At 57.8% G+C, this 21,631-nt stretch carries 21 protein-coding genes and 2 tRNA genes; 14 read left to right on the top strand and 9 right to left on the bottom strand.

The window, feature by feature from the left end; all coding sequences use genetic code 11:
* Positions 1-448: 448 nt before the first annotated feature.
* Entirely contained in the window at positions 449-1,567 is a 1,119-nt protein-coding gene (locus FM101_RS01005) for a ParB/RepB/Spo0J family partition protein (protein ID WP_241895489.1), read from the bottom strand.
* Here FM101_RS01005 and FM101_RS15895 point away from each other — a divergent pair.
* A complete protein-coding gene (locus FM101_RS15895; protein WP_245806593.1) occupies positions 1,557-1,949 on the top strand; it encodes a hypothetical protein in 393 nt (130 codons plus the stop codon). The two genes, FM101_RS01005 and FM101_RS15895, sit on opposite strands and share 11 nt — an antisense overlap.
* A gap of 162 nt (positions 1,950-2,111) precedes the next feature.
* Here FM101_RS15895 and FM101_RS01000 read toward each other — a convergent pair whose 3' ends face one another.
* The 7 genes from FM101_RS01000 to rpmH form a co-directional block, all read right to left on the bottom strand.
* Positions 2,112-3,065, bottom strand: coding sequence for a ParA family protein (locus FM101_RS01000; protein WP_275542623.1), 954 nt, complete (start codon positions 3,063-3,065; stop codon positions 2,112-2,114).
* Positions 3,066-3,293: 228 nt separating this feature from the next.
* Positions 3,294-3,944, bottom strand: coding sequence for a 16S rRNA (guanine(527)-N(7))-methyltransferase RsmG (gene rsmG, locus FM101_RS00995; protein ID WP_086994138.1), 651 nt, complete (start codon positions 3,942-3,944; stop codon positions 3,294-3,296).
* 45 nt (positions 3,945-3,989) lie between these two features.
* Positions 3,990-4,562 carry a protein jag gene (locus FM101_RS00990; protein WP_086994135.1) on the bottom strand — a complete coding sequence of 191 codons (573 nt, stop codon included), beginning with the start codon at positions 4,560-4,562 and terminating at the stop codon, positions 3,990-3,992.
* 3 nt (positions 4,563-4,565) lie between these two features.
* Positions 4,566-5,525, bottom strand: a complete 960-nt coding sequence (gene yidC / locus FM101_RS00985) for a membrane protein insertase YidC (protein ID WP_086994133.1) — start codon at positions 5,523-5,525, stop codon at positions 4,566-4,568.
* Between the two features lie 6 nt (positions 5,526-5,531).
* A complete protein-coding gene (yidD, locus tag FM101_RS00980) occupies positions 5,532-5,903 on the bottom strand; it encodes a membrane protein insertion efficiency factor YidD (protein ID WP_086994130.1) in 372 nt (123 codons plus the stop codon).
* Positions 5,896-6,282 (bottom strand): ribonuclease P protein component, encoded by a 387-nt coding sequence (gene rnpA / locus FM101_RS00975; protein WP_342744335.1) that lies wholly within the window; start codon positions 6,280-6,282, stop codon positions 5,896-5,898. Before rnpA ends, yidD begins: the two co-directional genes overlap by 8 nt.
* A gap of 79 nt (positions 6,283-6,361) precedes the next feature.
* Positions 6,362-6,499, bottom strand: a complete 138-nt coding sequence (rpmH, locus tag FM101_RS00970) for a 50S ribosomal protein L34 (RefSeq protein ID WP_055854070.1) — start codon at positions 6,497-6,499, stop codon at positions 6,362-6,364.
* Positions 6,500-7,020: 521 nt separating this feature from the next.
* Here rpmH and dnaA point away from each other — a divergent pair.
* From dnaA to FM101_RS00915, 12 genes are all read left to right on the top strand, one after another.
* Positions 7,021-8,436 (top strand): chromosomal replication initiator protein DnaA, encoded by a 1,416-nt coding sequence (gene dnaA / locus FM101_RS00965; protein ID WP_086994124.1) that lies wholly within the window; start codon positions 7,021-7,023, stop codon positions 8,434-8,436.
* Between the two features lie 404 nt (positions 8,437-8,840).
* Positions 8,841-9,962, top strand: coding sequence for a DNA polymerase III subunit beta (dnaN, locus tag FM101_RS00960; RefSeq protein ID WP_086994121.1), 1,122 nt, complete (start codon positions 8,841-8,843; stop codon positions 9,960-9,962).
* A gap of 43 nt (positions 9,963-10,005) precedes the next feature.
* Complete coding sequence (gene gnd / locus FM101_RS00955) at positions 10,006-10,893, top strand: phosphogluconate dehydrogenase (NAD(+)-dependent, decarboxylating) (protein WP_086994118.1); 888 nt, start codon at positions 10,006-10,008, stop codon at positions 10,891-10,893.
* 15 nt (positions 10,894-10,908) lie between these two features.
* Entirely contained in the window at positions 10,909-12,096 is a 1,188-nt protein-coding gene (recF, locus tag FM101_RS00950) for a DNA replication/repair protein RecF (RefSeq protein WP_086994115.1), read from the top strand.
* Entirely contained in the window at positions 12,093-12,650 is a 558-nt protein-coding gene (locus tag FM101_RS00945) for a DUF721 domain-containing protein (RefSeq protein ID WP_086994112.1), read from the top strand. Before recF ends, FM101_RS00945 begins: the two co-directional genes overlap by 4 nt.
* Positions 12,651-12,910: 260 nt before the next feature.
* Complete coding sequence (gene gyrB, locus FM101_RS00940; RefSeq protein ID WP_428844129.1) at positions 12,911-15,106, top strand: DNA topoisomerase (ATP-hydrolyzing) subunit B; 2,196 nt, start codon at positions 12,911-12,913, stop codon at positions 15,104-15,106.
* 49 nt (positions 15,107-15,155) lie between these two features.
* Positions 15,156-17,846 carry a DNA gyrase subunit A gene (gene gyrA / locus FM101_RS00935; RefSeq protein WP_086994109.1) on the top strand — a complete coding sequence of 897 codons (2,691 nt, stop codon included), beginning with the start codon at positions 15,156-15,158 and terminating at the stop codon, positions 17,844-17,846.
* The gene (locus tag FM101_RS00930) at positions 17,843-18,394 is read left to right on the top strand and encodes a DUF3566 domain-containing protein (protein WP_086994107.1); all 552 of its coding nucleotides are present in this window, start codon (positions 17,843-17,845) and stop codon (positions 18,392-18,394) included. The genes gyrA and FM101_RS00930 overlap by 4 nt, the downstream gene beginning before the upstream one ends.
* A 110-nt stretch (positions 18,395-18,504) precedes the next feature.
* A tRNA-Ile gene (locus FM101_RS00925) sits at positions 18,505-18,578 on the top strand.
* A gap of 37 nt (positions 18,579-18,615) precedes the next feature.
* The gene (locus tag FM101_RS15805; protein ID WP_218778250.1) at positions 18,616-18,732 is read left to right on the top strand and encodes a DLW-39 family protein; all 117 of its coding nucleotides are present in this window, start codon (positions 18,616-18,618) and stop codon (positions 18,730-18,732) included.
* A 10-nt stretch (positions 18,733-18,742) separates the two neighbouring features.
* Positions 18,743-18,815, top strand: a tRNA-Ala gene (locus FM101_RS00920).
* Between the two features lie 95 nt (positions 18,816-18,910).
* Positions 18,911-19,801: a DMT family transporter gene (locus tag FM101_RS00915; protein ID WP_086994104.1), complete on the top strand. Its 891-nt coding sequence runs from the start codon at positions 18,911-18,913 to the stop codon at positions 19,799-19,801.
* Positions 19,802-19,872: 71 nt separating this feature from the next.
* On the opposite strand, the gene FM101_RS00910 is transcribed toward FM101_RS00915, so the two are convergent.
* On the bottom strand, positions 19,873-20,802 hold the full coding sequence (locus FM101_RS00910) for a hypothetical protein (RefSeq protein ID WP_179204195.1): 930 nt from the start codon (positions 20,800-20,802) through the stop codon (positions 19,873-19,875).
* 170 nt (positions 20,803-20,972) lie between these two features.
* Between FM101_RS00910 and FM101_RS00905 the strand changes: the two genes are divergently transcribed.
* Complete coding sequence (locus tag FM101_RS00905) at positions 20,973-21,518, top strand: peptidylprolyl isomerase (protein ID WP_086994102.1); 546 nt, start codon at positions 20,973-20,975, stop codon at positions 21,516-21,518.
* Positions 21,519-21,631: the final 113 nt, after the last annotated feature.

Here is a 21,631-nt window from a genome sequence, read left to right as displayed (position 1 = left end):
CGGAATCGTGCTACCAACTGTCCAGACGTGCGCTACCGTCAAGCGCTACTCGCCATCCTGTGTCTCACGTGCTATGTTCAGACCTATTCGCGAACCTGAATGAGAAAGAATCAGACGTTTCACGTGAAACACGTGTTCTTGTCAATGCGGTTCCGAGAGTCAACTCAACAATTCTTGACATGCCGTAGAAGCACAGGAACTCCTCTGCTACTGAAGTCCCAAAGGGGAATTGCCTCACCTAGCGGCGTCGTTTCACGTGAAACAGCGGTCCCTTGATCCACGTAACCCAACATGGAACTACATCCTGGTAGACCAATAGCGACAGTGCCGCGCCTTGACTTGACGGCGGATAGTGGGGTTCCCATCGAGCGAAGAGCCGCGAGTGACAAGACAATAGGAAGAGGCGAGGTTTCACGTGAAACCTCGCCTCTTTTTGGGAACTAGATGACTACTGTTCCGCGGACGGTGCAATGACTCCCATGATGCGGTTCAGATCATCTACTGATCCGAACTCGATACTGACGCGACCCTTTTTTGCACCTAAACTGATCTTAACGTTCGTCTCCAAATGATCCGACAAAGAATTGGCCAGGTAGTCAAGCCGCTCGTGTCGGGCAGTCGAGCGGGGGCTCTTTTCCTGGGATTTGCGTCGCAAACCGTCGTTCATTGAAACAATCTCTTCCGTGGCGCGAACGGAAAGTCCTTCGTTCACGATCCGCTGCGCCAAACGTTCCATGTCAGCCACATCCTCCAAGCCCAGCAGGGCACGGGCATGACCAGCGGAAAGAACTCCGGCGGCCACCCTGCGCTGAACCAACGCTGGCAGCCTCATGAGCCGTATCGTGTTGGAGATCTGCGGGCGTGATCGACCAATCCGTTCCGACAGTTCATCCTGAGTACAGTCAAACTCCTGCATCAGCTGTTGGTAAGCTGCCGCCTCCTCCAATGGATTCAACTGAGAACGATGGAGGTTCTCCAATAGAGCATCACGCAGTAGCGCTGTATCCGCCGTTTCCCGGACGATAGAAGGGATGGTCGATAGGCCTGCCTCCTGAACGGCGCGCCAGCGACGTTCGCCCATGACTAGCTCATACTGCTGCTCTCCGCCTTCATCGGAGGGGCGAAGAACGATCGGCTGCAGCAGACCGACTTCGCGAATCGAGTGCACCAGTTCCGCCATGTCTTCGTCGTCGAAGACCGTTCGCGGTTGTTTCCGGTTCGGATGGATGCTTCCAACGGCGACCTCAGCAAAGGTGGCTCCCGGAACTGTCACCAATGTTTCACGTGAAACTCCATCGTCTGCTTGCGCCGAAGTGTCTCCCTGGGCCGGGATATGAGACTCTTCGAAGCTTGTCGAAGGTTGATCCTTTGGTGGTGCTACAGATTTCTCGACAGTGTCCTGATCTTCTGCCCCATCGCCTTCCTCTCGCGGTCCCCGTACTTTGCCAAGGACGTCAGGGACAGCAACTCGTCGATTACGGGTCGTTGGACTCTTGCGTTCAGCTGTGTCCGCAGATAAAGGTTGGCCGGCTGCTTCTCCTTCTGCGCGCCCTGGGGTGAAGAACATATCCACGGGCCGACTTTTACGCGGTGACTCAGAAGATCCTGACTTCGTTTTCGTCGGTTCCGCTGAAACGGCCTTCTGCGTCACGGCGTCGTTTGAATCTTTCGACGCGGACTTTTTAGTGCTCTCCGAGTCGTCCGAAGGAACGGGTTTCTCAGCGGAGACACTGGTTGCCTTCGGCGGTGTCTTCTTCGCTTTCCCCGCAGATGTTTCACGTGAAACAGATGAGCCCGCCGGCATTGAAGGCTTCTTCGTCGCTGTCTTGATGCGGTCTGCCGACTGCGGCACCTTCGAGGTCAGCGACTTTGAATCGGAAGACGTCTTCGTAGCGTCAATCCTCGTCGTGGTCTCCTCGGGCGGTGCTGAAGGACCAATATCAACCTGAGAAGGGCTCTCTTCTTCGTTTGATGGACTACCGGAAATTAGGGCTCCCAGCCCACGTCCCAAACCGCGTCGCTTCTCAACCATTCGTTGTCCTCTCGACCTTGCCAGCGCGCCCGCGCGCGGGCCAATTACCTACCCACGAGTCTACTGGCAACCAGGAACCTCAGGAGCCGTCTCTACCACGCTCCGCAATCTCTGCGGCAGCCTCCAGGTAGGACAGCGCTCCGGTAGAGCTCGGGTCATATGTCACGACTGTTTGCTGATAACTCGGCGCCTCCGAAATCCGTACGCTACGTGGGATCAAGGCACCAAGGACCTGCCTCGGGAAATGTTCCCTCACCTCATCCGCAACCTGAGATGCCAAATTGGTGCGACCGTCATACATCGTCAACAGAATGGTGGATACAACCAAATCAGAGTTGAGATGCTTTTGGATCAGCTCGATATTGCTCAGCAGCTGACTCAAGCCCTCAAGGGCATAGTACTCACACTGAATCGGGATGAGCACTTCTTGAGCTGCCACAAAGGCATTGACGGTCAATAGGCCCAAACTAGGGGGGCAATCGATAAAAACGTAGTCCAGGCGTTCCGCCCCGTCTTCTTCAAGACTCTTCGCGTACTGATCGAGTGCGCGCCGCAGCCGCTGTTCTCGGGCAACGAGGGATACCAATTCGATCTCCGCGCCGGCCAAATGGATCGTCGCAGGGGCAACTAAGAGATTGGGGAACTGGGGGCACGGAGCCAGTACTTCGCTGAGCGGCACGTCGTTGATGAGGACATCATAGATACTGTCGACTTCAGCATGATGCTCGATTCCCAGCGCCGTTGACGCGTTGCCCTGGGGGTCGATATCAACAACCAGGACATTCATTCCAGCCTTCGCTAAGGCAGCAGCAATGTTCACGGTCGTTGTCGTCTTGCCGACGCCACCCTTTTGGTTGCTGACCGTCAAATACCGCGTGTTATCGGGTTTCGGCAGGCTGGTGCCGCTCAGCTTCTCGCGACGTCTAGTTTCATTGGCCAGCTGGCTAGCCAGCGGCGTGCTCTCGTCGATGCTGTCCATCATGTCCCGAACCGGTGCCTTCGCTTCCGACTGAAATTCTTCTTGCTGCTTGATGCTTCCGTCCTCCAAGACTCTGCGTGAGGCTGACGGCTAGCCCGACACACGGGGAACCACGTTTCACGTGAAACAAGGGAATCAACCAACTCTGGTTGTCCTATTGGCGGTGCAGTGCCGAGTGCCAGGAGTAGACGGATGCGGGTGAGCGCTCTTGGCCTCCCTGCTCTCCATTCTGCTTCTCCTCACCACATCAATGGCGAGTTCGCCACCAGTACAGCCTACCGTTTAAGAAGCCGGACCGACGTTGATCCTGACGACCGTCGTGGTTTCCTCCAACAGGGCGTCGCCCACGGTCACTACTTCAGTCTTTCGAGCACCCAGCTTTCGAAGGACCTTGGAGGCCTTTTCGACTTCTTCGGCGGCACTGCGTCCCTTGATGGCCAACACCTCGCCCTGGCCATGCAGCAGCGGGATGGTCAGCCCGGCGAGATTGCCAAGTGCTGAAACCGCCCGGGCCGTGACCACATCCGCATTGATATGCTCTACGGCCTGCTCAGCACGGGAACGATAGACGGTGACGTTGGTCAATCCGAGGTCTTCGACAACTTCGTTCAACCAGATACAACGACGTTCCAGTGGCTCAATCAGGGTCAGAGACAAGTCTGGACGGGCAATCGCGAACGTGAGCCCGGGCAGGCCGGCGCCGCTTCCTACATCGGCGACCTCAGCGCCTTCGGGAATCAAATCTGCGACGACCGCGCAGTTCAGGACGTGCCTGCTCCACAGTCGCGGGACTTCTCGTGGGCCGAGGAGACCGCGTTCCATACCGGTGGTGGCGAGATGCTGAATGTACCTCTCTGCCAGGGACAGACGATCTCCGAAAATCTCCTGTGCCCCTCTCAATTCCTCGCGGCTCGGCTCTACTTCCTGGATCACAACGCTCCCAATTTCTACTTCAGTAGGACGGTCTTGGCCGGATACTTAGACGTTTCCCAATGAAACGACGATATGGCGGCGGCTCCCTTCGCCTTCCGACTCGCTTTGCAGACCGAGATCCGCGACAGCGTCATGAACCAGTTTTCTTTCGTATGCACTCATTGGCTTCAAAGCGACATCATGACGACTTTCGCGGGCAGCGGCGACGGCTTCTTCGGCGATCTTCTTCAACTCACCTGCCCGGCCATCACGGTAGCCGGCAATATCCAGAACTAAGCGCGACCGATTGCCGGTAGCTGAGAGGACAGCGAGGCGCGCCAATTCTTGGAGGGCTTCGAGTCCTTCTCCCTCCCGACCAATGAGTTCTTTGAGGGATTCATCCTCGGCGCCTTCGCCAACGATGGAAATGTAAGTCCGCCCGTTCCTCACCTCAATATCGATGTCACCGTCCAAGTCGGCAATATCGAGCAATTCCTCGAGGTAGTCCGCAGCAATGTCGCCCTCTTCCTCTGCCCGCGTTGGTGCATCGGCGGTCGGGTCGATCTCTTGTGTGGACGAGTCCGACTCCTCCACTCCGGACTGGTCCGTCTCGGCGGCATTCACATCAGAGGCACTCATCGTCTACTTCTTCTTCCTGTTCTTGCGCTGCGGTTGTTCGCGCTGTCCCTTGGGCTCAATGACCTCAACCTCAACGACTTCGTCGGTCTTCTTCTGCCCGAGAGGCGGAAGACCCTTGGCGGCACGTCGTTCATTGAGTTCACGTGCGGCCTGGGATCCGGGGGTTGGGTTATTGCGGATCACATAGAACTGTTGTCCCAGTGTCCAAACGTTCGTGGCAGTCCAGTAGATCAGTACGCCGATGGGGAAGTTGATTCCACCGATACCAAAGACAAGCGGCAGGATGTACATCATCATCTTCTGCTGCTGCATGAAGGGGCCTTCAAGGGCTTCCTTTGTCATGTTCTTCGTCATGATCTGCCGCTGCGTCGTGAACTGGCTAGCCGACATCGCAATAATCATGACAATGGCCGTGATGATGACGGAAACCTTCGGGGCCCCTGAGTTCACCGTTCCGAGGAAGGTTTCCGACAGACCGGCGCCGAAAATGGTCGAACCGTCAAAGCTACGCACCAGGTTGACCGACAACGCTCCGACGCTTTCCCCCTGATCACTGGCACGCGAGGCGTTGTTCAGCGTTCGGAAGAGCGCGAAGAAGAACGGCATCTGCACCAGAATCGGCAAGCAGGAAGCCAACGGGTTGGTCTTGTGTTTCTTGAACAGCTCCCGCTGTTCGGCAATCATGGCCTGCTGCGAAAGCTGGTCCTTCTTGCCCTTGTATTTAGCTTGCAGCTTCTTCAGATCGGGCTGAAGGACCTGCATGGCCCGCTGGGCCTTGATCTGTTTCACAAAAACAGGGATCAGTGCGGTACGAATGAGGAGCACCAGGCAGATGATGGACAATGTCCAGGTCCAACCGGAGTCGGGATCCATGCCCACGAACGTAAAGATCGCGTGGAAGGCCCGAAGGATCCATGAGACCACTTGGGTGAATGGCCACAGAAGTGTGTCTAGGAAGTTCATTTCCGGTTATGCTCCTCGAGCCGCGTCCGCGGCATCATCGTCGGCGGGAATCGGCGGATGATTCAACACCATGATCTTGGGGGTTCTGCCTTCTGGCCAAATCCTGGAACCGACAGGAACATGATCGATGCCACCGTGACTCCAAGGATTGCAACGCAGGACGCGCCAAAAAGCCAACGCGCTGCCTTTCACGGCACCATGCGCCGTGACCGCTTCCAGCCCGTACGCCGAGCAACTGGGAAAGTATCGACAAACGTCCCCGTATAAGGGCGAGATCGCCTTCCTGTACCCCATGATCAAGACGATCAATAGGTTCCGAGGAAGGTCCAGGAGCCACCGAACATCGGGGGAACCGGTGCCCGAAGGAGGGTTACCCATCCGAATGCCTCCTTCTCATGCTCTCCGTCTCCCGCTCGGCTGCTTGCCGGCACGACTTGTCCAACGCTCGGCGCGCATCCACCGACAAACCCGCCCATGTGGCCTGAGCCGAAGCAGGAAGTGCTCGCATCACGACGTCGTATCCCGGCGCAAGAGCGGGTAGCTGCTGCGCTGCTACAGCCCTCAATCTCCTTTTAACGAGATTGCGAGTCACCGCGTTCCCGACGGCTTTTGACACGATAAAACCGAACCTCGTGGGTTCGGTCAGACAGGCTTCGGGCCGCAAGTACGCGTATAGCACGACGTTCCGGCGCCCAGAACGGGCACCGGAACGTACGGTGGCAGAGAATTCCGCAGCTGCGCGGAGACGGTGTCTCATGGGCAACATGATCAGTGTCCGACGCTGTCGGGGAACATGTTCACATCACCAGCGCGCGATCTGCAGGAATGACTCGATGCTATGCAGACAGCTCGGTGCGGCCCTTGGACCGGCGTGCTGACAGGATGGCGCGACCCGCACGGGTGCGCATACGAAGACGGAAGCCGTGCTTCTTGGCACGACGGCGGTTATTCGGCTGAAAAGTCCGCTTGCTCACAGTAGTAACTCCAAGACGATCAAAGGATGCGCCTTAACCCGTTGCTACAAGGGGGAAGAACAGGCTGACGCTCGTATTTCATGTGGTGCGTTGGTTTGTCTGGTCCGTAGACCGCGGTTAGCGGACTGACTACAGAGCCCAAAGCACACACACAGGACTAAACTACGATAGGCGACGCGTGGGATGAAGGTCAAACCGGCACGCGTCAACGGCCTTGGACACTCAAGTCCCCAGGCTGTGAATAACTTCGCCTTCATTAATCCACAGTTGTGGACAACGCGCAAGCAATTCCATGTTTTCCCGACCCCCTCACCCCTTCTCCGATCGGGCTCATGGCGGGTATCCGCTGGAATCTATTGGTGTTCCTCGAAGGGAAGCCATGACTTCGTAGTTATCCACGGACTGTGAATAACACTGTGGATGACGGCTAGAATCGATACTCGTTGGTCCTCTTATCGCATCAGGCGCGGGTCAGCGGAACCATATCGCCGGACCGGGCCACCTTGAAGGGGGAGATCGCAATGAGCACAGACGAATCCAACAGTGTCGGCAGTGCCTGGCGTCAAGTCGTTCGAATACTCGAACAAGACGATCGGGTCACTCCTCGTCAACGCGGCTTCGTGGTCCACGCACGGCCGCTCGGTTTGATCGGCACCACCTTGTTGTTGGCCGTGCCCAATGAGTTGACCCGAGAAGTCCTCCAAACACAGTTGAAGAGTTCTCTCGATGCCGCCCTTCGACAGGTTTTCCAGGACGATATCCTCTGCGCATTCAGTATTGATGCCGATCTGGTCCCTGACTCGGAACCGGAGCCCAGTAAACCCGAGCCGGCTCCAGTGGCCAAGGAACGGATAAGCGACAACCGTCCACAGCCGGCTCCTCCGTCGAATTCTCAGGAATTCGGCCGTCTGAATCCTAAGTACATCTTCGATACCTTTGTCATCGGATCCTCGAACCGCTTCGCCCACGCTGCTGCTGTTGCGGTTGCTGAGGCACCGGCCAAGGCATATAACCCGTTGTTCATATATGGCGATTCGGGGCTAGGTAAGACCCACCTGCTCCATGCCATCGGCCACTATGCCCGGCATCTCTATAACGGCATCAGGGTCAGGTATGTGAACTCTGAAGAGTTCACCAATGACTTCATCAACTCCATCAGAGATGACGAAGGTGCCAGTTTCAAGCAGACGTACCGCAACGTTGACATCCTCTTGATCGACGACATCCAATTCCTCGCGAACAAGGATGCGACACAGGAGGAGTTCTTCCACACCTTTAATGCTCTGCATAACCACAATAAGCAAGTCGTGATTACTTCGGATCTCCCGCCAAAACAGCTGGCGGGATTTGAAGACCGAATGCGTTCACGTTTCGAGTGGGGCCTGCTGACGGACATCCAGCCCCCTGAATTGGAAACCCGAATCGCGATCCTTCGCAAAAAGGCCACCGCAGAGGGTCTCTCTGCTCCTGACGAAGTCATGGAATACATCGCTTCCAAGATTTCAACGAACATCCGCGAACTCGAAGGTGCCCTTATTCGGGTCACCGCGTTTGCCTCCTTGAACAACCAGACAGTGGATTTGACCTTGGCGGAACAAGTACTCAAGGACCTGATCACTGATGAGGGCGCCCAGGAGATCACGCCGGCTGCAATCATTGCCCAGACCGCTGACTACTTTAATCTGAGCATCGAAGAACTCAACAGCAAGTCCAGAACCCGCACTCTGGTGACGGCACGCCAGATCGCTATGTATCTCCTGCGAGAGCTCACAGACATGTCGCTTCCTAAAATCGGGGCAGAGCTCGGCGGCCGCGATCACACGACCGTCATCCACGCAGATCGCAAAATTAGGGAACTCATGGCTGAGCGCCGGGCAATCTTCAACCAGGTGACTGAGCTCACCAACCGAATCAAGCAGCAGCAACGTGAAGGCTGAAAAGCCCGAATTCACGGCGATATGCACCCTTGTGGATAAGTCTGTGGATAGTTAAGTGGATGAGTAGCTTCTTCTGCGGATAACTCGGTGTTCCCTGTGGACGCACAAAATGACAATTATTCTTATCCACGGGCCTGTTGGACTTCACCTGATGCGAACGCACAACTTATGAACACCCATAAAGCCCGAGAAGAGCAGCTGGAAAGCAGTTATCCACAGTATCCACAAGGGTTATTAACACTACTAGTCCCTATTTCTAGAAGAATCCAGATAACAAGTTCCCGTTCCCGACCTCCCTGGCTCTTTGTTCAAAGATCGCAAGGGGCAGTATGCCCTCGTTGATTACTCGGGCTAAGCTTGCACCGGAAAGTTGTCACCAAAAGCTGTGAAAGGCGGATCACTACGTGAAGTTCAGTGTCGAAAGGGACGTCCTGGCAGATGCCGTGTCCTGGACCGCCCGTTCGCTGTCACAGCGGCCTCCGTCTCCGGTACTCTCGGGAATCCTGATCAGCGCAGGAGAATCAGTAGTTTCCTTCGCCGGGTTTGATTACGAGATTTCCGCTCACTTGGAAATCGCTGCAGAAGTCTCAACCCCAGGAAAGATCCTTGTTTCAGGCAAGTTATTGGCCGAGATCTGCCGAAGCCTGCCGCAGGCGACTGTCACCATCGAAACTGAAGGTTCCAAAGTCACCGTGACTTGCGGGCGCAGCCGCTTCCATTTGGCAACAATGCCGGTTGCGGACTACCCCGAACTCCCGGTATTGCCGGAAATTGCAGGTGTCGTCGACGGTGCAGCCTTCTCTGAAGCCATCGCACAAGTCATCGTGGCCGCTTCCAAGGACGACACACTTCCGATTCTCACGGGTGTCAAGATGGAGATCGAAGACGACTTGATCACCTTCCTGGCAACTGACCGATACCGTCTGGCCATGCGTGAAGTGCACTGGAAACCTTCAACGCCCGGTCTGTCGACTTCTGCACTCGTTAAGGCAAAAACGCTCAACGAAGTTGCCAAGACCCTTGGCGGTGCCGGCGAATTACAGATTGCCCTCGGAGAGAACAGCGACCTCATCGGTTTTGAAAGCGGGAACCGGCGCACCACTTCGCTACTCGTCGACGGTGACTATCCGAAAATCCGGTCGTTGTTCCCTGAGAACACGCCGATACATGCAACGGTACGTACCCATGAGCTAGTCGAGGCCGTCCGCCGTGTAGCCGTCGTGGCTGAACGTAATACACCGGTTCGACTGGCCTTCACCGATTCCCAACTGGCCCTTGATGCCGGCACTGGTGAAGATGCCCAAGCTGAAGAAGCTATCGAAGCCCAACTTGAAGGCGATGAAATCACCGTTGCTTTCAACCCCGCTTATTTGAGCGAGGGATTGAATGCGTTCAACACAGAGTTCGTGCGATTCTCATTTACAACTGCCCCAAAACCCGCGATGATGACGGCGCAAAAAGCCCTTGATGGCAATGACGAGGACGATTACCGCTACTTAGTCATGCCAGTCAGACTTCCTAACTAGCGGGGATCCAAACACCAGGGAATTCACTATCCAGGAGGACGCCATGCACATCGGAATGATCGGCTTGGGCAAGATGGGCAACAACATGCGAGCCCGCCTTCGCCAGGGAGGCATCGATGTGACTGGATATGATCGAAATTCTGAAGTCACCGACGTTGGATCCGTTGATGAGTTACTGGCAGCCCTTCCGGATCGCAAAATCGTCTGGATCATGGTTCCTTCTGGAGCAATCACCGATGCTGTTGTCTCGGAGTTGGCGGGAAAGTTGGAAACCAATGACCTGGTTATCGATGGAGGAAATACCCGATTCAGCGACGATATTCGTCATGGCGCCGAGCTGGCCAAAAGCGGGATCCGCTTTGTAGATTGCGGTGTTTCTGGCGGGGTCTGGGGCTTGGAAAATGGATACGGCCTCATGGCAGGTGGTGCTGAAGCGGATATCGAAGAAATTCTTCCGCTCTTTGACGTGTTGCGGCCCGAGGGAACGAGGGCCGAGAGCTTCGTCCACGTCGGAGATATCGGTGCTGGGCACTATGCGAAAATGGTCCACAACGGGATCGAGTATGGCATCATGCAGTCCTACGCTGAAGGATACGAACTGCTCGCCGCTAAGGACATCATCAAAGATGTTCCCGGCACTTTCGGAGCTTGGCAGGAAGGGACGGTCATCCGATCGTGGCTTCTTGATCTACTCGTCAAGGCCTTGAAGGAAGATCCTGAGTTGAAGGATATTGCCGGCTATGTCGAAGATTCTGGAGAAGGTCGTTGGACCGTGGAAGAGGCCATCGCCAATGCGGTTCCCGCACCGGCTATTACCGCCTCCGTTTTCGCCCGCTTCGCGTCGCGGCAAGATGACGCACCAGCAATGAAGATGGTCTCTGCCCTGCGGAACCAGTTCGGTGGACACGCGGTGCACCGGCCGGACGAATAAGCGGGAATTCAGCAGTTGTACGTTTCTCATGTATCTCTGACCGACTTTCGCTCCTACCGGCAAGTCGATCTCGAACTCGCCCCGGGCACGACCGTTTTTGCTGGGCCTAACGGTGTTGGCAAGACCAACATCGCCGAAGCCTTGGGATATTTGGCCTCATTGTCCTCACATCGGGTTTCCAACGACGCTCCATTGATTCATTTTGGAGCTGACCAGGCTCTGGTCCGGGCGCGGGTTCACCGTGGGGAACAGGCCGTGGGGCTGGAACTGGAAATCACCGCGGGTAAAACCAACAGGGCCAGGATCAACCGAGCCAATCCGGTGAGGGCCCGCGAGATTCTGGGCATTGTGCGAACTGTGTTGTTCGCGCCCGAAGACCTCGCCCTGGTGAAGGGAGATCCTTCGGAACGGCGACGTTATCTCGATGATGTCTTAGTTGCCTTGCAGCCACATCACGCTGCCACACGATCTGACTACGAACGTGTCCTGAAACAACGGAACGCCCTGTTGAAATCAGCACGCGCGTCCGGTCGGTTGTCTGCTTCGCATGAATCCACGCTTGCCGTGTGGGATCAGCATCTGGCGGCAGCCGGGGCGAAGCTTTTACGGGGGCGTCTGGATGTTCTTGCCACCATCGAGGGGCATATTTCGGATGCCTACGCGGGACTAACGGATCGTTCGAAGCCCGCGACGGCGATCTATACGTCCACCGTCGGCGGAGATGTTGACGCCGGAGGGAATCACGACGACCGGACTTCACCTACCGGGGAACTCAACCCACTTGCCGGTCTCGATCTGGACGGGCTCCAGCAGGCTTTTCTTACGGCTTTGGTTGGCCACCGCAAGAAAGAGCTCGAACGTGGCTTGACGCTGGTTGGGCCGCATCGCGACGATCTTGTCCTCGGTCTCGGGGAGGCGCCTGCAAAGGGATATGCCTCTCACGGCGAAACCTGGTCCCTCGCTTTGTCCCTGCGGTTGGCTGTTTACCGAGCCCTCTGCGAAGACGACGCACGTCCCGGTGCTAAACCGATCCTGATCCTCGATGATGTGTTTGCTGAACTCGATGTTTCACGACGGCAGAAATTGGCGGCGGTAGTCTCCGATGCAGAACAGGTGATCGTGACGGCAGCAGTCGTCGGCGACGTCCCGGAAGAGCTGGGGGGACGGGTGTTGACCGTCGGTCCAGGAACGGTATCGGCATGAGTCCTGCTGAGGAGACGCCTGGGGGAGGGCCTTCGGAATTTGACGCCGCGCGGACGATGCTCAATCGAATGAGACAAAATGCCGTGGCCCGTGGCGAAGTCAGGATCGATGCAGCAAGGGCGCGGCGGGCTGGAGAACGAAGTGCCCAGGCCCGGGAGTTACGCTGTCGTTCACCCATCGGGGTCTCCTACGAGAACGGAAGGGACCCACAGGGCATTGGCACGGTATTCGGACGAATGGTCCGTGATCGGGGATGGACATCCCCTGTGGCTGTTGGATCGGTGATGTCTCGGTGGGCCGAATTGGTAGGACCACAGATTAACGCCCACTGCTCACCTGAGAGTTTTGAGGACACCACGGTCGTCGTCAGGTGCGACTCAACCGCGTGGGCCACTCAAGTGCGTTTGCTGAGCCACAGTCTGCTCAAGACCTTTGACGAGAAACTCGGGTCCGGTGTGGTCACCGTGATCCAAGTCCTTGGACCTTCGGCACCGAGTTGGAAAAAGGGAATGCGCAGGGTCGAGGGTCGTGGCCCCCGGGATACCTACGGATAGCAAGGCGGCGGCCGATTAAGTCGCCAAGGGGTGACGAAGAATGATGGAACCCAAAGTTACCGACAGGGAACCGGCTACAGGCGCACTGTGAGCCCCACCGGCACATAGGCCCTCACTTGAGGGCACTAGAGAGGCTTCTAGGCCGGTTTTTTTGCCAATGAGGGGCATTTGAGAGGCGATTTACCCCACCACTGCTGAGAAACACGGTAGAATTGTAGGCACGGTGCCCGCCCGTCCACGGTCAGGGTGCCGGTTCATGGATGCCCGATCTACTGGATCGGCTTCCTCCGAGAACGCACAAGGAGTCTGCACCGCCTGTGGATACTGAGAACACCACCCCCGAGGACGAGAATTCCGCAGCACCACAGGAGCCGGCACCGGCCCAGGAACCGGGCACGGCCGCAGAGCCGGAAGCGGTAGTGGAGCAGCAACCACACGAGAACTCACACCGGGTTGAACACGCTTATGGCGCCGGTGACATCACGGTTCTGGAGGGCCTCGAGGCCGTCCGTAAACGTCCCGGTATGTACATCGGCTCGACGGGGCCGAGAGGCTTGCACCACCTGGTCTACGAGGTGGTCGATAACTCCGTCGACGAAGCCCTCGCCGGATACTGCGACACCATCAAGGTGGCTTTGCAGGAAGACGGTGGTGTCCGGGTCGAAGACAACGGGCGTGGCATTCCCGTGGAGATGCACCCGACCGAAGGCAAGCCGACCGTCGAGGTCGTCATGACCATCCTTCACGCCGGCGGTAAATTCGGTGGAGGCGGATATGCGGTTTCCGGTGGTCTGCACGGTGTGGGTGTCTCGGTCGTCAACGCTCTTTCCAGCCGTGTGGACGCTGAGATCCACCGGCAAGGAAATGTCTACCGGATGACTTTCGGTAATGGTGGGAAACCACTGACCGAACTGGTCAAGGGCGAGGAAACCGACAAAACCGGAACGACGATTACGTTCTATCCGGATGCGGGAATCTTCGACACCATCGAGTTCGATTTCGAAACCATCCGCACACGTTTCCAACAGATGGCCTTCCTGAACAAGGGGCTGCGGATCTCCTTGACCGATGAGCGCACTCTTGATGATTCTGCAGATGAGATCGCCGAAGATGATTCCGAAGAACGTGCCCACGAGGCCGAGGAACCCAAGCACCGATTCGTCGACTACTGCTACGAAAATGGCCTGCTCGACTACGTGGAATATCTGAACACCTCCAAGAAGGCGGACCTGGTTCACCCGGATGTCATCGCCTTTGAAAGCGAAGATCCGGAACGGATGATTTCCGTGGAGGTCGCGATGCAGTGGACGACAGCCTATTCGGAATCCGTCCATACCTATGCCAACACCATCAATACCCATGAGGGCGGAACGCACGAGGAAGGCTTCCGCGCCGCGATGACCTCGTTGATCAACCGCTACGCCAAAGAAAAGGGCATCCTCAAGGATAAGGATGACAACCTGACCGGCGATGACATCCGGGAAGGACTGACGGCGGTAATCTCCATCAAGCTCGGGGAACCACAGTTTGAGGGCCAGACGAAGACCAAATTGGGCAACTCCATGGCTAAAGGATTTGTCCAGGGTGTGGTCAACGACGAACTCGGAGACTGGCTCGAGCGCAACCCTGCGACGGCCAAGGACATTATCAGGAAGTCCCTTTTTGCCGCACAGGCCCGTCTCGCAGCACGCAAGGCCCGGGACAATGCCCGTCGTAAGTCTCCGTTGGAATCGTTTGGCATGCCCGGCAAGCTTTCGGACTGCTCTTCGAAGAATCCTACCGAGTGTGAGGTCTACATTGTGGAGGGCGATTCCGCCGGCGGCTCCGCCAAACGCGGCCGTGATCCCCGAACTCAGGCCATCCTGCCGTTGCGTGGCAAGATCCTCAACGTCGAACGTGCCCGACTTGACCGGGCCTTGGGCAATGCCGAGGTCCAGTCGATGATCACTGCCTTCGGAACGGGTATTGGCGAGGAATTTGATATGGCCAAACTCAGGTACCACAAGATCGTCCTGATGGCCGATGCGGATGTGGATGGTCAGCACATCACTACCCTTTTGCTGACCCTGGTGTTCCGCTATATGCGCCCCCTGATCGAGAATGGCTACGTCTACTTGGCACAGCCGCCGCTTTACCGGATCAAGTGGTCTAACTCAGCTCATGAATATGTCTTCTCGGATGCCGAACGGGATGCATCCTTGACCGCCGGTGCTGCTGCCAATAAGCGCCTGCCTAAGGACAACGGCATCCAGCGCTATAAGGGCCTGGGCGAAATGGACTACTCCGAGCTGTGGGACACCACCATGGATCCCGACCACCGGACCCTGCGTCAGATCACCATGGAAGACGCCGCAGCGGCTGACCAGATCTTCGCAGTGCTCATGGGCGAGGACGTTGAATCCCGCCGAAACTTCATCCAGCAGAACGCCAAGGATGTGCGCTTCCTCGATATCTGAGGAAACTGCCCCTTCGTTCCGACGCAGCTTTGAATAGAGGAAGAAACCGATGAGCGACGAGACGCCCGAAAACCCCCAGGAACCGGAGCACGACGACGTCGTGCAGCCGGACCAACCCGTGGCCGCAGCCACCATCGACAGGGTAGAACCGATCGACCTGCAGACCGAGATGCAACGGTCGTACCTTGACTACGCGATGGCAGTGATCGTCGGCCGGGCGCTGCCCGATGTCAGGGATGGTCTCAAGCCGGTGCACCGCCGCGTTCTATACGCGATGTTCGATGGCGGATACCGCCCGGAGCGGTCCTATAACAAATGTGCTCGTGTGGTCGGTGAGGTCATGGGCCAGTACCACCCTCATGGTGACACGGCGATCTACGACGCCCTAGTTCGCCTGATCCAAGACTGGACCTTGCGTTACCCCTTGGCCCTGGGACAAGGGAACTTCGGTTCTCCAGGCAACGACGGTGCTGCGGCCCCACGGTACACAGAAACGAAGATGGCTCCGCTGGCCATGGAGATGGTTCGCGAAATCGACGAGGAAACCGTCGACTTCCAGGACAACTACGACGGCAAGAACCAAGAACCAACGATCCTGCCGGCACGGTTTCCCAACCTGTTGGTCAACGGGTCCTCCGGCATTGCCGTTGGCATGGCTACTAATATCCCGCCGCACAACTTGCGCGAGGTCGCCGCCGGTGCCCAGTGGTACCTGCAGAACCCCGAAGCAACCAAGGAAGAGCTGCTCGAAGCTCTCATGCAGCACATCAAGGGACCTGACTTTCCTACCGGCGCGCTCATCTTGGGTCGCCGTGGCATCGAGGATGCCTACCGGACCGGTCGCGGTTCCGTAACGATGCGTGCGGTAGTTAATGTCGAGGAACTACAGGGGCGGACCTGCTTGGTCGTCACGGAGTTGCCCTACCAGGCCAACCCCGACAACCTCTCTATCAAAATTGCTGAACTTGTCAGGGACGGCAAGATGGGTGGCATCGCAGACCTCCGCGACGAGACGTCCGGCAGGACGGGGCAGCGCTTGGTGATTGTCCTCAAGCGCGATGCCGTCGCCAAGGTGGTGCTGAATAACCTCTATAAGCACACCGAGCTACAGTCGAACTTCTCGGCCAATATGCTGGCTATCGTGGACGGTGTCCCACGCACGCTGTCTCTGGATGCCTTCATCAGGCACTGGGTTAACCACCAAGTCAACGTCATCGTTCGTCGTACTCAGTTCCGTCTGCGCAAAGCGGAGGAGCAGGCTCATATCCTGCGTGGATTACTCAAGGCGCTGGACGCCTTGGACGAAGTCATCGCACTGATCCGGCGTTCACCAACCGTCGAGGATGCACGTAACGGCCTGAAGGATCTTCTCGATATCGATGACCTTCAAGCGCAGGCCATCCTGGACATGCAGCTTCGTCGACTGGCAGCCCTGGAACGGCAGAAGATCCAGGACCAGCATGCCAAGCTTGAGGCGGAGATTACCGAATACAAGATCATTTTGGCCGATCCGGTGCGCCAACGGCAGATTATCTCCGAGGAGCTCGATGGAATCGTCCAGCGGCATGGAGATGACCGTCGAACCCAGATCGTCGCAGGCTATGACGGTGACATGTCGATGGAAGACCTCATTCCCGAAGAGGAAATGGTCGTAACCATCACTCGCGGTGGGTATATCAAGCGGACCAGAAGCGACAACTATCGTTCGCAAAACCGTGGTGGTAAAGGGATTCGGGGAGCTCAGCTGCGTGGTGACGACGTGGTGGAACACTTCTTCGTCACGACCACGCATAACTGGCTGCTCTTCTTTACCAATCATGGCCGTGTGTATCGCGCGAAGTGCTACGAGTTGGCCGAAGGCGGACGCGATGCCAAGGGTCAGCACGTCGCGAACGTGATGGCTTTCCAACCGGATGAACACATTGCTCAGGTCTTGGCGTTGCGGGATTATGAGCAGTCTCCTTATCTGGTGCTGGCTACCCGCCGTGGACTGGTGAAGAAGACCAGGCTGGCCGACTACGATACGAACCGTTCCGCCGGTGTCATTGCCGTCAATCTCCGTGATGGCGACGAACTAGTTTCGGCGCAATTGATCTCGGAAACCGATGATCTGATGCTTGTATCCCGTCAGGGCCAGTCCGTCCGATTCACGGCTACCAACGAGGCATTGCGTCCGATGGGTAGGAATACCTCAGGTGTCACTGGTATGAAGTTCCGTGAAGATGATGTGTTGCTCACCGCAGGCGTCGTCGGAGAGGACTCTTATGTCTTCACCGTTACCGAGGGCGGATATGCCAAACGGACCTCAGTTCAGGAGTACCGCGTGCAGTCCCGAGGTGGCATTGGAATCAAGGTCGCGAAGCTGGCCGACGAACGCGGAGTTCTTGCGGGGGCGCTCATCGTAGAGGAAAGCGATGAAGTGCTCGTCGTCATGAAGGGCGGCAAGGTCGTCAGGTCGCAGGTCACGCAAGTCCCCGCCAAGGGACGCGACACCATGGGTGTCATCTTCGCGAAGCCGGATAAGAAGGACCGCATCATCGCAGTAGCGAAAAATTCTGAGCGTGGGCTGGGAATCGAGGACGACGAGGATGAAGTACCGTTGGACCCTGAAGATTCTCAGCAGGGGGCGCCGCCAGTCGATGGTGCACCCGCCGATGGCGAAGCCGACTCCGTAGTCACGGAGAACGTGGAAGCCAGCCAGTCAGCTGATGAGACCGAAATCGACGGAGGTAATGCGTGAGCACCCCGAACAACCCGCGCCCGGCGGCGCCGCGGCAGAAGCCCGGTGGACAGCAGGGACGCCCGGCCGCTCCCACGCAACGGCCAGCCTCCGGTGGCCAGCGCCCCTCGGGACCATCAGCCGCTGGGAGGAATCCTGCCCAGAAGAAGGGGACCCAGCAGCTGGTGCGGCCCGCGCCCAAGGCGAAGGTTCGCAAGGCTCGACTACTCATTAGCAAGGTCGACCCCTGGTCGATTCTAAAGATGGCGTTTTTGCTGTCTGTGGCGCTGGGCATTGTGACCGTCGTGGCGGCCGTCGTCCTGTGGACGGTTTTGGATCTCACCGGCATCTTTGATCGAGTAAACGACCTCCTCGGGGAAGTTATCGGTTCGGAATCCGGATTTGATCTCAAGGAGCTCGTTTCGCTGGGCCAAGTCGCTTCTTTCGCGACGATCATCGCCGTGGTCAACGTCGTCTTGCTGACAGCGATGTCCATGCTTGCCGCCGTGCTGTATAACATTTCGTCGACGTTGGTTGGTGGAATCGGCGTCACCCTGACTGACGACTGATCTGCCGTTGATCGGCTCCCGCTGCGTGGTGTTCACCGCGCAGCGGGAGCCGATTTGTCTTCGCGGCAATCGGTCCGGTAAAGTCATATCTCGTCCTGAAGGGACAATGAGGGCGTATAGCTCAGACGGTTAGAGCGCTTCGCTGATAACGAAGAGGTCCCAGGTTCAAGTCCTGGTACGCCCACGGAATCCCTCCATCTTCAAGGCACTGCGGGGAATATATGCGAAAATTATTGGTCGCAGTTATGGCCGCCGCATCCGTGGTCGTCTACCGTAGATGGAAGGCCTCCGAAGCGGAGAAATCCGTATGGAAGGCATCGACGGATCGACTCAGTTGATCCTCGTTACGGGGGTATGGCGCAATTGGTAGCGCACCTGCTTTGCAAGCAGGGGGTTAGGGGTTCGAGTCCCCTTACCTCCACATTTGAAAACAAGATCCCGGGTCGTTGACCCGGGATCTTGTCATTTGTGGTCTCGCATCACCAAGGGTTCTCTCCGGCGGCCTAGAGTGGTCATGTGATCTTCCTGCTGGCTCTCGTAGGCGTCCTTGGAGTCTCTGCATCCGGCCCTCTCGTCGCGGCTACGCCCAGCGTCTCGCCCCTGGCCATGGCCTTCTGGCGCAATGGTCTCGGTGCTGGGGCCATGGGAGTAATGGCCACCGTACAGAGCCGTGGGCGACTCCGTTTCCCCACACGCAGTGAATGGCGATACTGCCTCATTGCGGCCACTGCCCTGGCCTTGCACTTCGCCACGTTCATGACCTCAGTACGCTTGACCACAGTCGCCGCAGCGACGGCACTGGTGTGCCTGCAGTCGGCGTGGATCGCGGGCTTCCAGAGGCTCCGTGGAGCCGCTCTGGGCAAGCAGGTTGGATGGGGCATGGCCCTATCCCTGGCGGGAGTCGTTGTCATCACTGGCTTCGACGTGGGCGGCGGATCGGCGCAAGCCTTGTTGGGAGATCTTCTGGCCTTGGCCGGAGGAGCCTTTGCTGGGGGTTATACGCTCGCCGGAAGCAAGGCCCGGGCCACGATGGATACTGGAAGCTACACAACAGTCTGTTATGCGCTGACGGCCGCCATGCTGCTGGTGCTGTCACTGATCATGGGGGAAAAGATCTTTGGATTTCCGCTCGCCGGATGGGTCGGGATCATCGCTCTGACGGTGGCCTCCCAACTACTCGGACATACGGTTTTCAACCATTTGGTCGTGGCCTTGGGGCCCCTCGTTGTCTCGATGATCATCCTGCTCGAAATACCCGGTGCAGCAATCCTGGCCGGTATCTTCCTCGGTCAGACTCCGCCGGTCGGAACTTATCTAGGCTTGATCCTGATCCTGCTTGGCCTCCTGGCCGTTGTATGGGGGCAAGGACGGAGCCTGCGACATCGTCCACCTGTCCAAGACAGCTGAACGGCAGTGACGACAAAAGCGGCGGTGACCCATCAGGATCACCGCCGCTTGAGGCGTATCGAACGACTAATCTACTGATCGTCCGAGTCGTCGGCGCGCCGACGTGCAGAACTACGTGGACCCGGCTTCGGGGCCTCCGTGGTGTCCGCAGCGGCAGGAGCCTTGGGGCTCTCCGTCGCTTTCGGAGCCGGAGTGGCAGCGACCGGTGCCTTTGGCGCTTCGGTTGCACCCTTGTCCTTGGCCTCCGCTGCGGCCTGGGAAACGTGCGTGTGCACGTCCTCGGTCTTTAGCTGAGTTTCGGGCGCTGGAACCGGAGCCGGTACTGGGGCCGGCTCCACTGGAGTCTTCCAAGGGTCCTCGACGGGCTTGGAAGCACGCCAGGCGGCAACTCCCGCAGTGACCACAGCGGCGATGATGCCGAAGACCAGGAAACCGCGTTTGCGGCTCTGACGGGCCTTTTCACGCTTGAGCTGTTTAGAAGCTTCCTTCGCAGCGGTCACTGCGGCCTTCTGGGCACGCTTGAGGGCCTTCTTGTCACCAGTTACCCGGGCAACGGCCTGTTCGACCTGAACTGGGACGTCGACGCCGTCAAGACGACGAGCGGCGTAACCGGCCGCGTCACCGAGGCGGGCACTCGCGGTCGGGATGTAGTCGTTGACCACAAGGTCGCGAGCGTGCTGCAAAGCTGGCGTGGCCTTATCGAGGGTTTCTTGCAGCCGAGGAGAAGCCTCGTCGACGGCCTGGGAGATGCGCGGAGCGACCTTATCAAGGCCGTCTTGGATCTTCGGGGTTACCTTGGCGACGCCACCGGCGATTTCATTGGCGGCACGCTGGAATCCCTCCTGAATGCGCGGAGTGGCGGTTTCAATGCCCTTTTCAAACCGGGGCACCGCCCAGTTGACCGCTGCATCGACCTTCGGGGCTGCCCAATCGCGGGCGTTCCCGGTACCTGCATTGACCGAACTACGCAGATCACGGGCCATTCGCTTTTTCTTCTTCACACGTTCCTCCCAAGTAGTTGGAGTATCCACGCCTAGCCTACGCGTTGGAGGGTACACGGGCCATTCACGACGTAAGTCAGATTAGTGTCTATGACTGATGTTCACTGTCCGCGTAGCCGACCTGCCGCGGAGACTGCCGGATGCGGGCCGGGAAGTGGAAGAATAGGGACATGACTGCAATCCCCACGCATAAGGCCACCATCCACACGAACCACGGTGACATCGTGGTCAACCTGTTCGGCAACCACGCCCCGAAGACGGTCAAGAACTTCATCGGCCTCGCCACCGGCGAGCAGGAGTGGACTCACCCCGAGTCGGGCGAGAAAAAGACCGAGACCCCGTTGTACGACGGCACGATCTTCCACCGCATCATTTCCGACTTCATGATCCAGGGAGGGGATCCGTTGGGTCAGGGTGTCGGAGGCCCCGGCTACCGTTTCGACGACGAGATCAACCCCGATCTGGACTTCAACGAGCCCTATAAGCTCGCCATGGCCAATGCAGGGCTCCAGATGGGGCGTGGAACCAACGGTTCCCAGTTCTTCATCACCACGGTCCCCACGACCTGGTTGCAGGGCAAGCACACTATTTTCGGTGACGTGACCGACGAGACGTCTCGCGAAATTGCTGCCTCGCTGAACAAGGTTCCTACCGATGGCCGCGATAAGCCACTCGAAGACGTTGTCATCTCGGGCATCGACGTCGAGGCACTCTAACCTCACTCCTGCAGTAGCCACGGCGGATATCTTCCGCATAGCGAGGGCGGTTCCCCAACGACTCCCCGGAGCCGACGGGGACCGCCCTTTCGTCTTCAACACCTGACCACGAA

Origin of the sequence: Arthrobacter rhombi, from assembly GCF_900163545.1 — a bacterium.
GTDB lineage: Bacteria > Actinomycetota > Actinomycetes > Actinomycetales > Micrococcaceae > Arthrobacter_H > Arthrobacter_H rhombi_A.
Note: the sequence above shows the minus strand (reverse complement) of the source record. Positions and strands in the feature narration are given on the sequence as shown.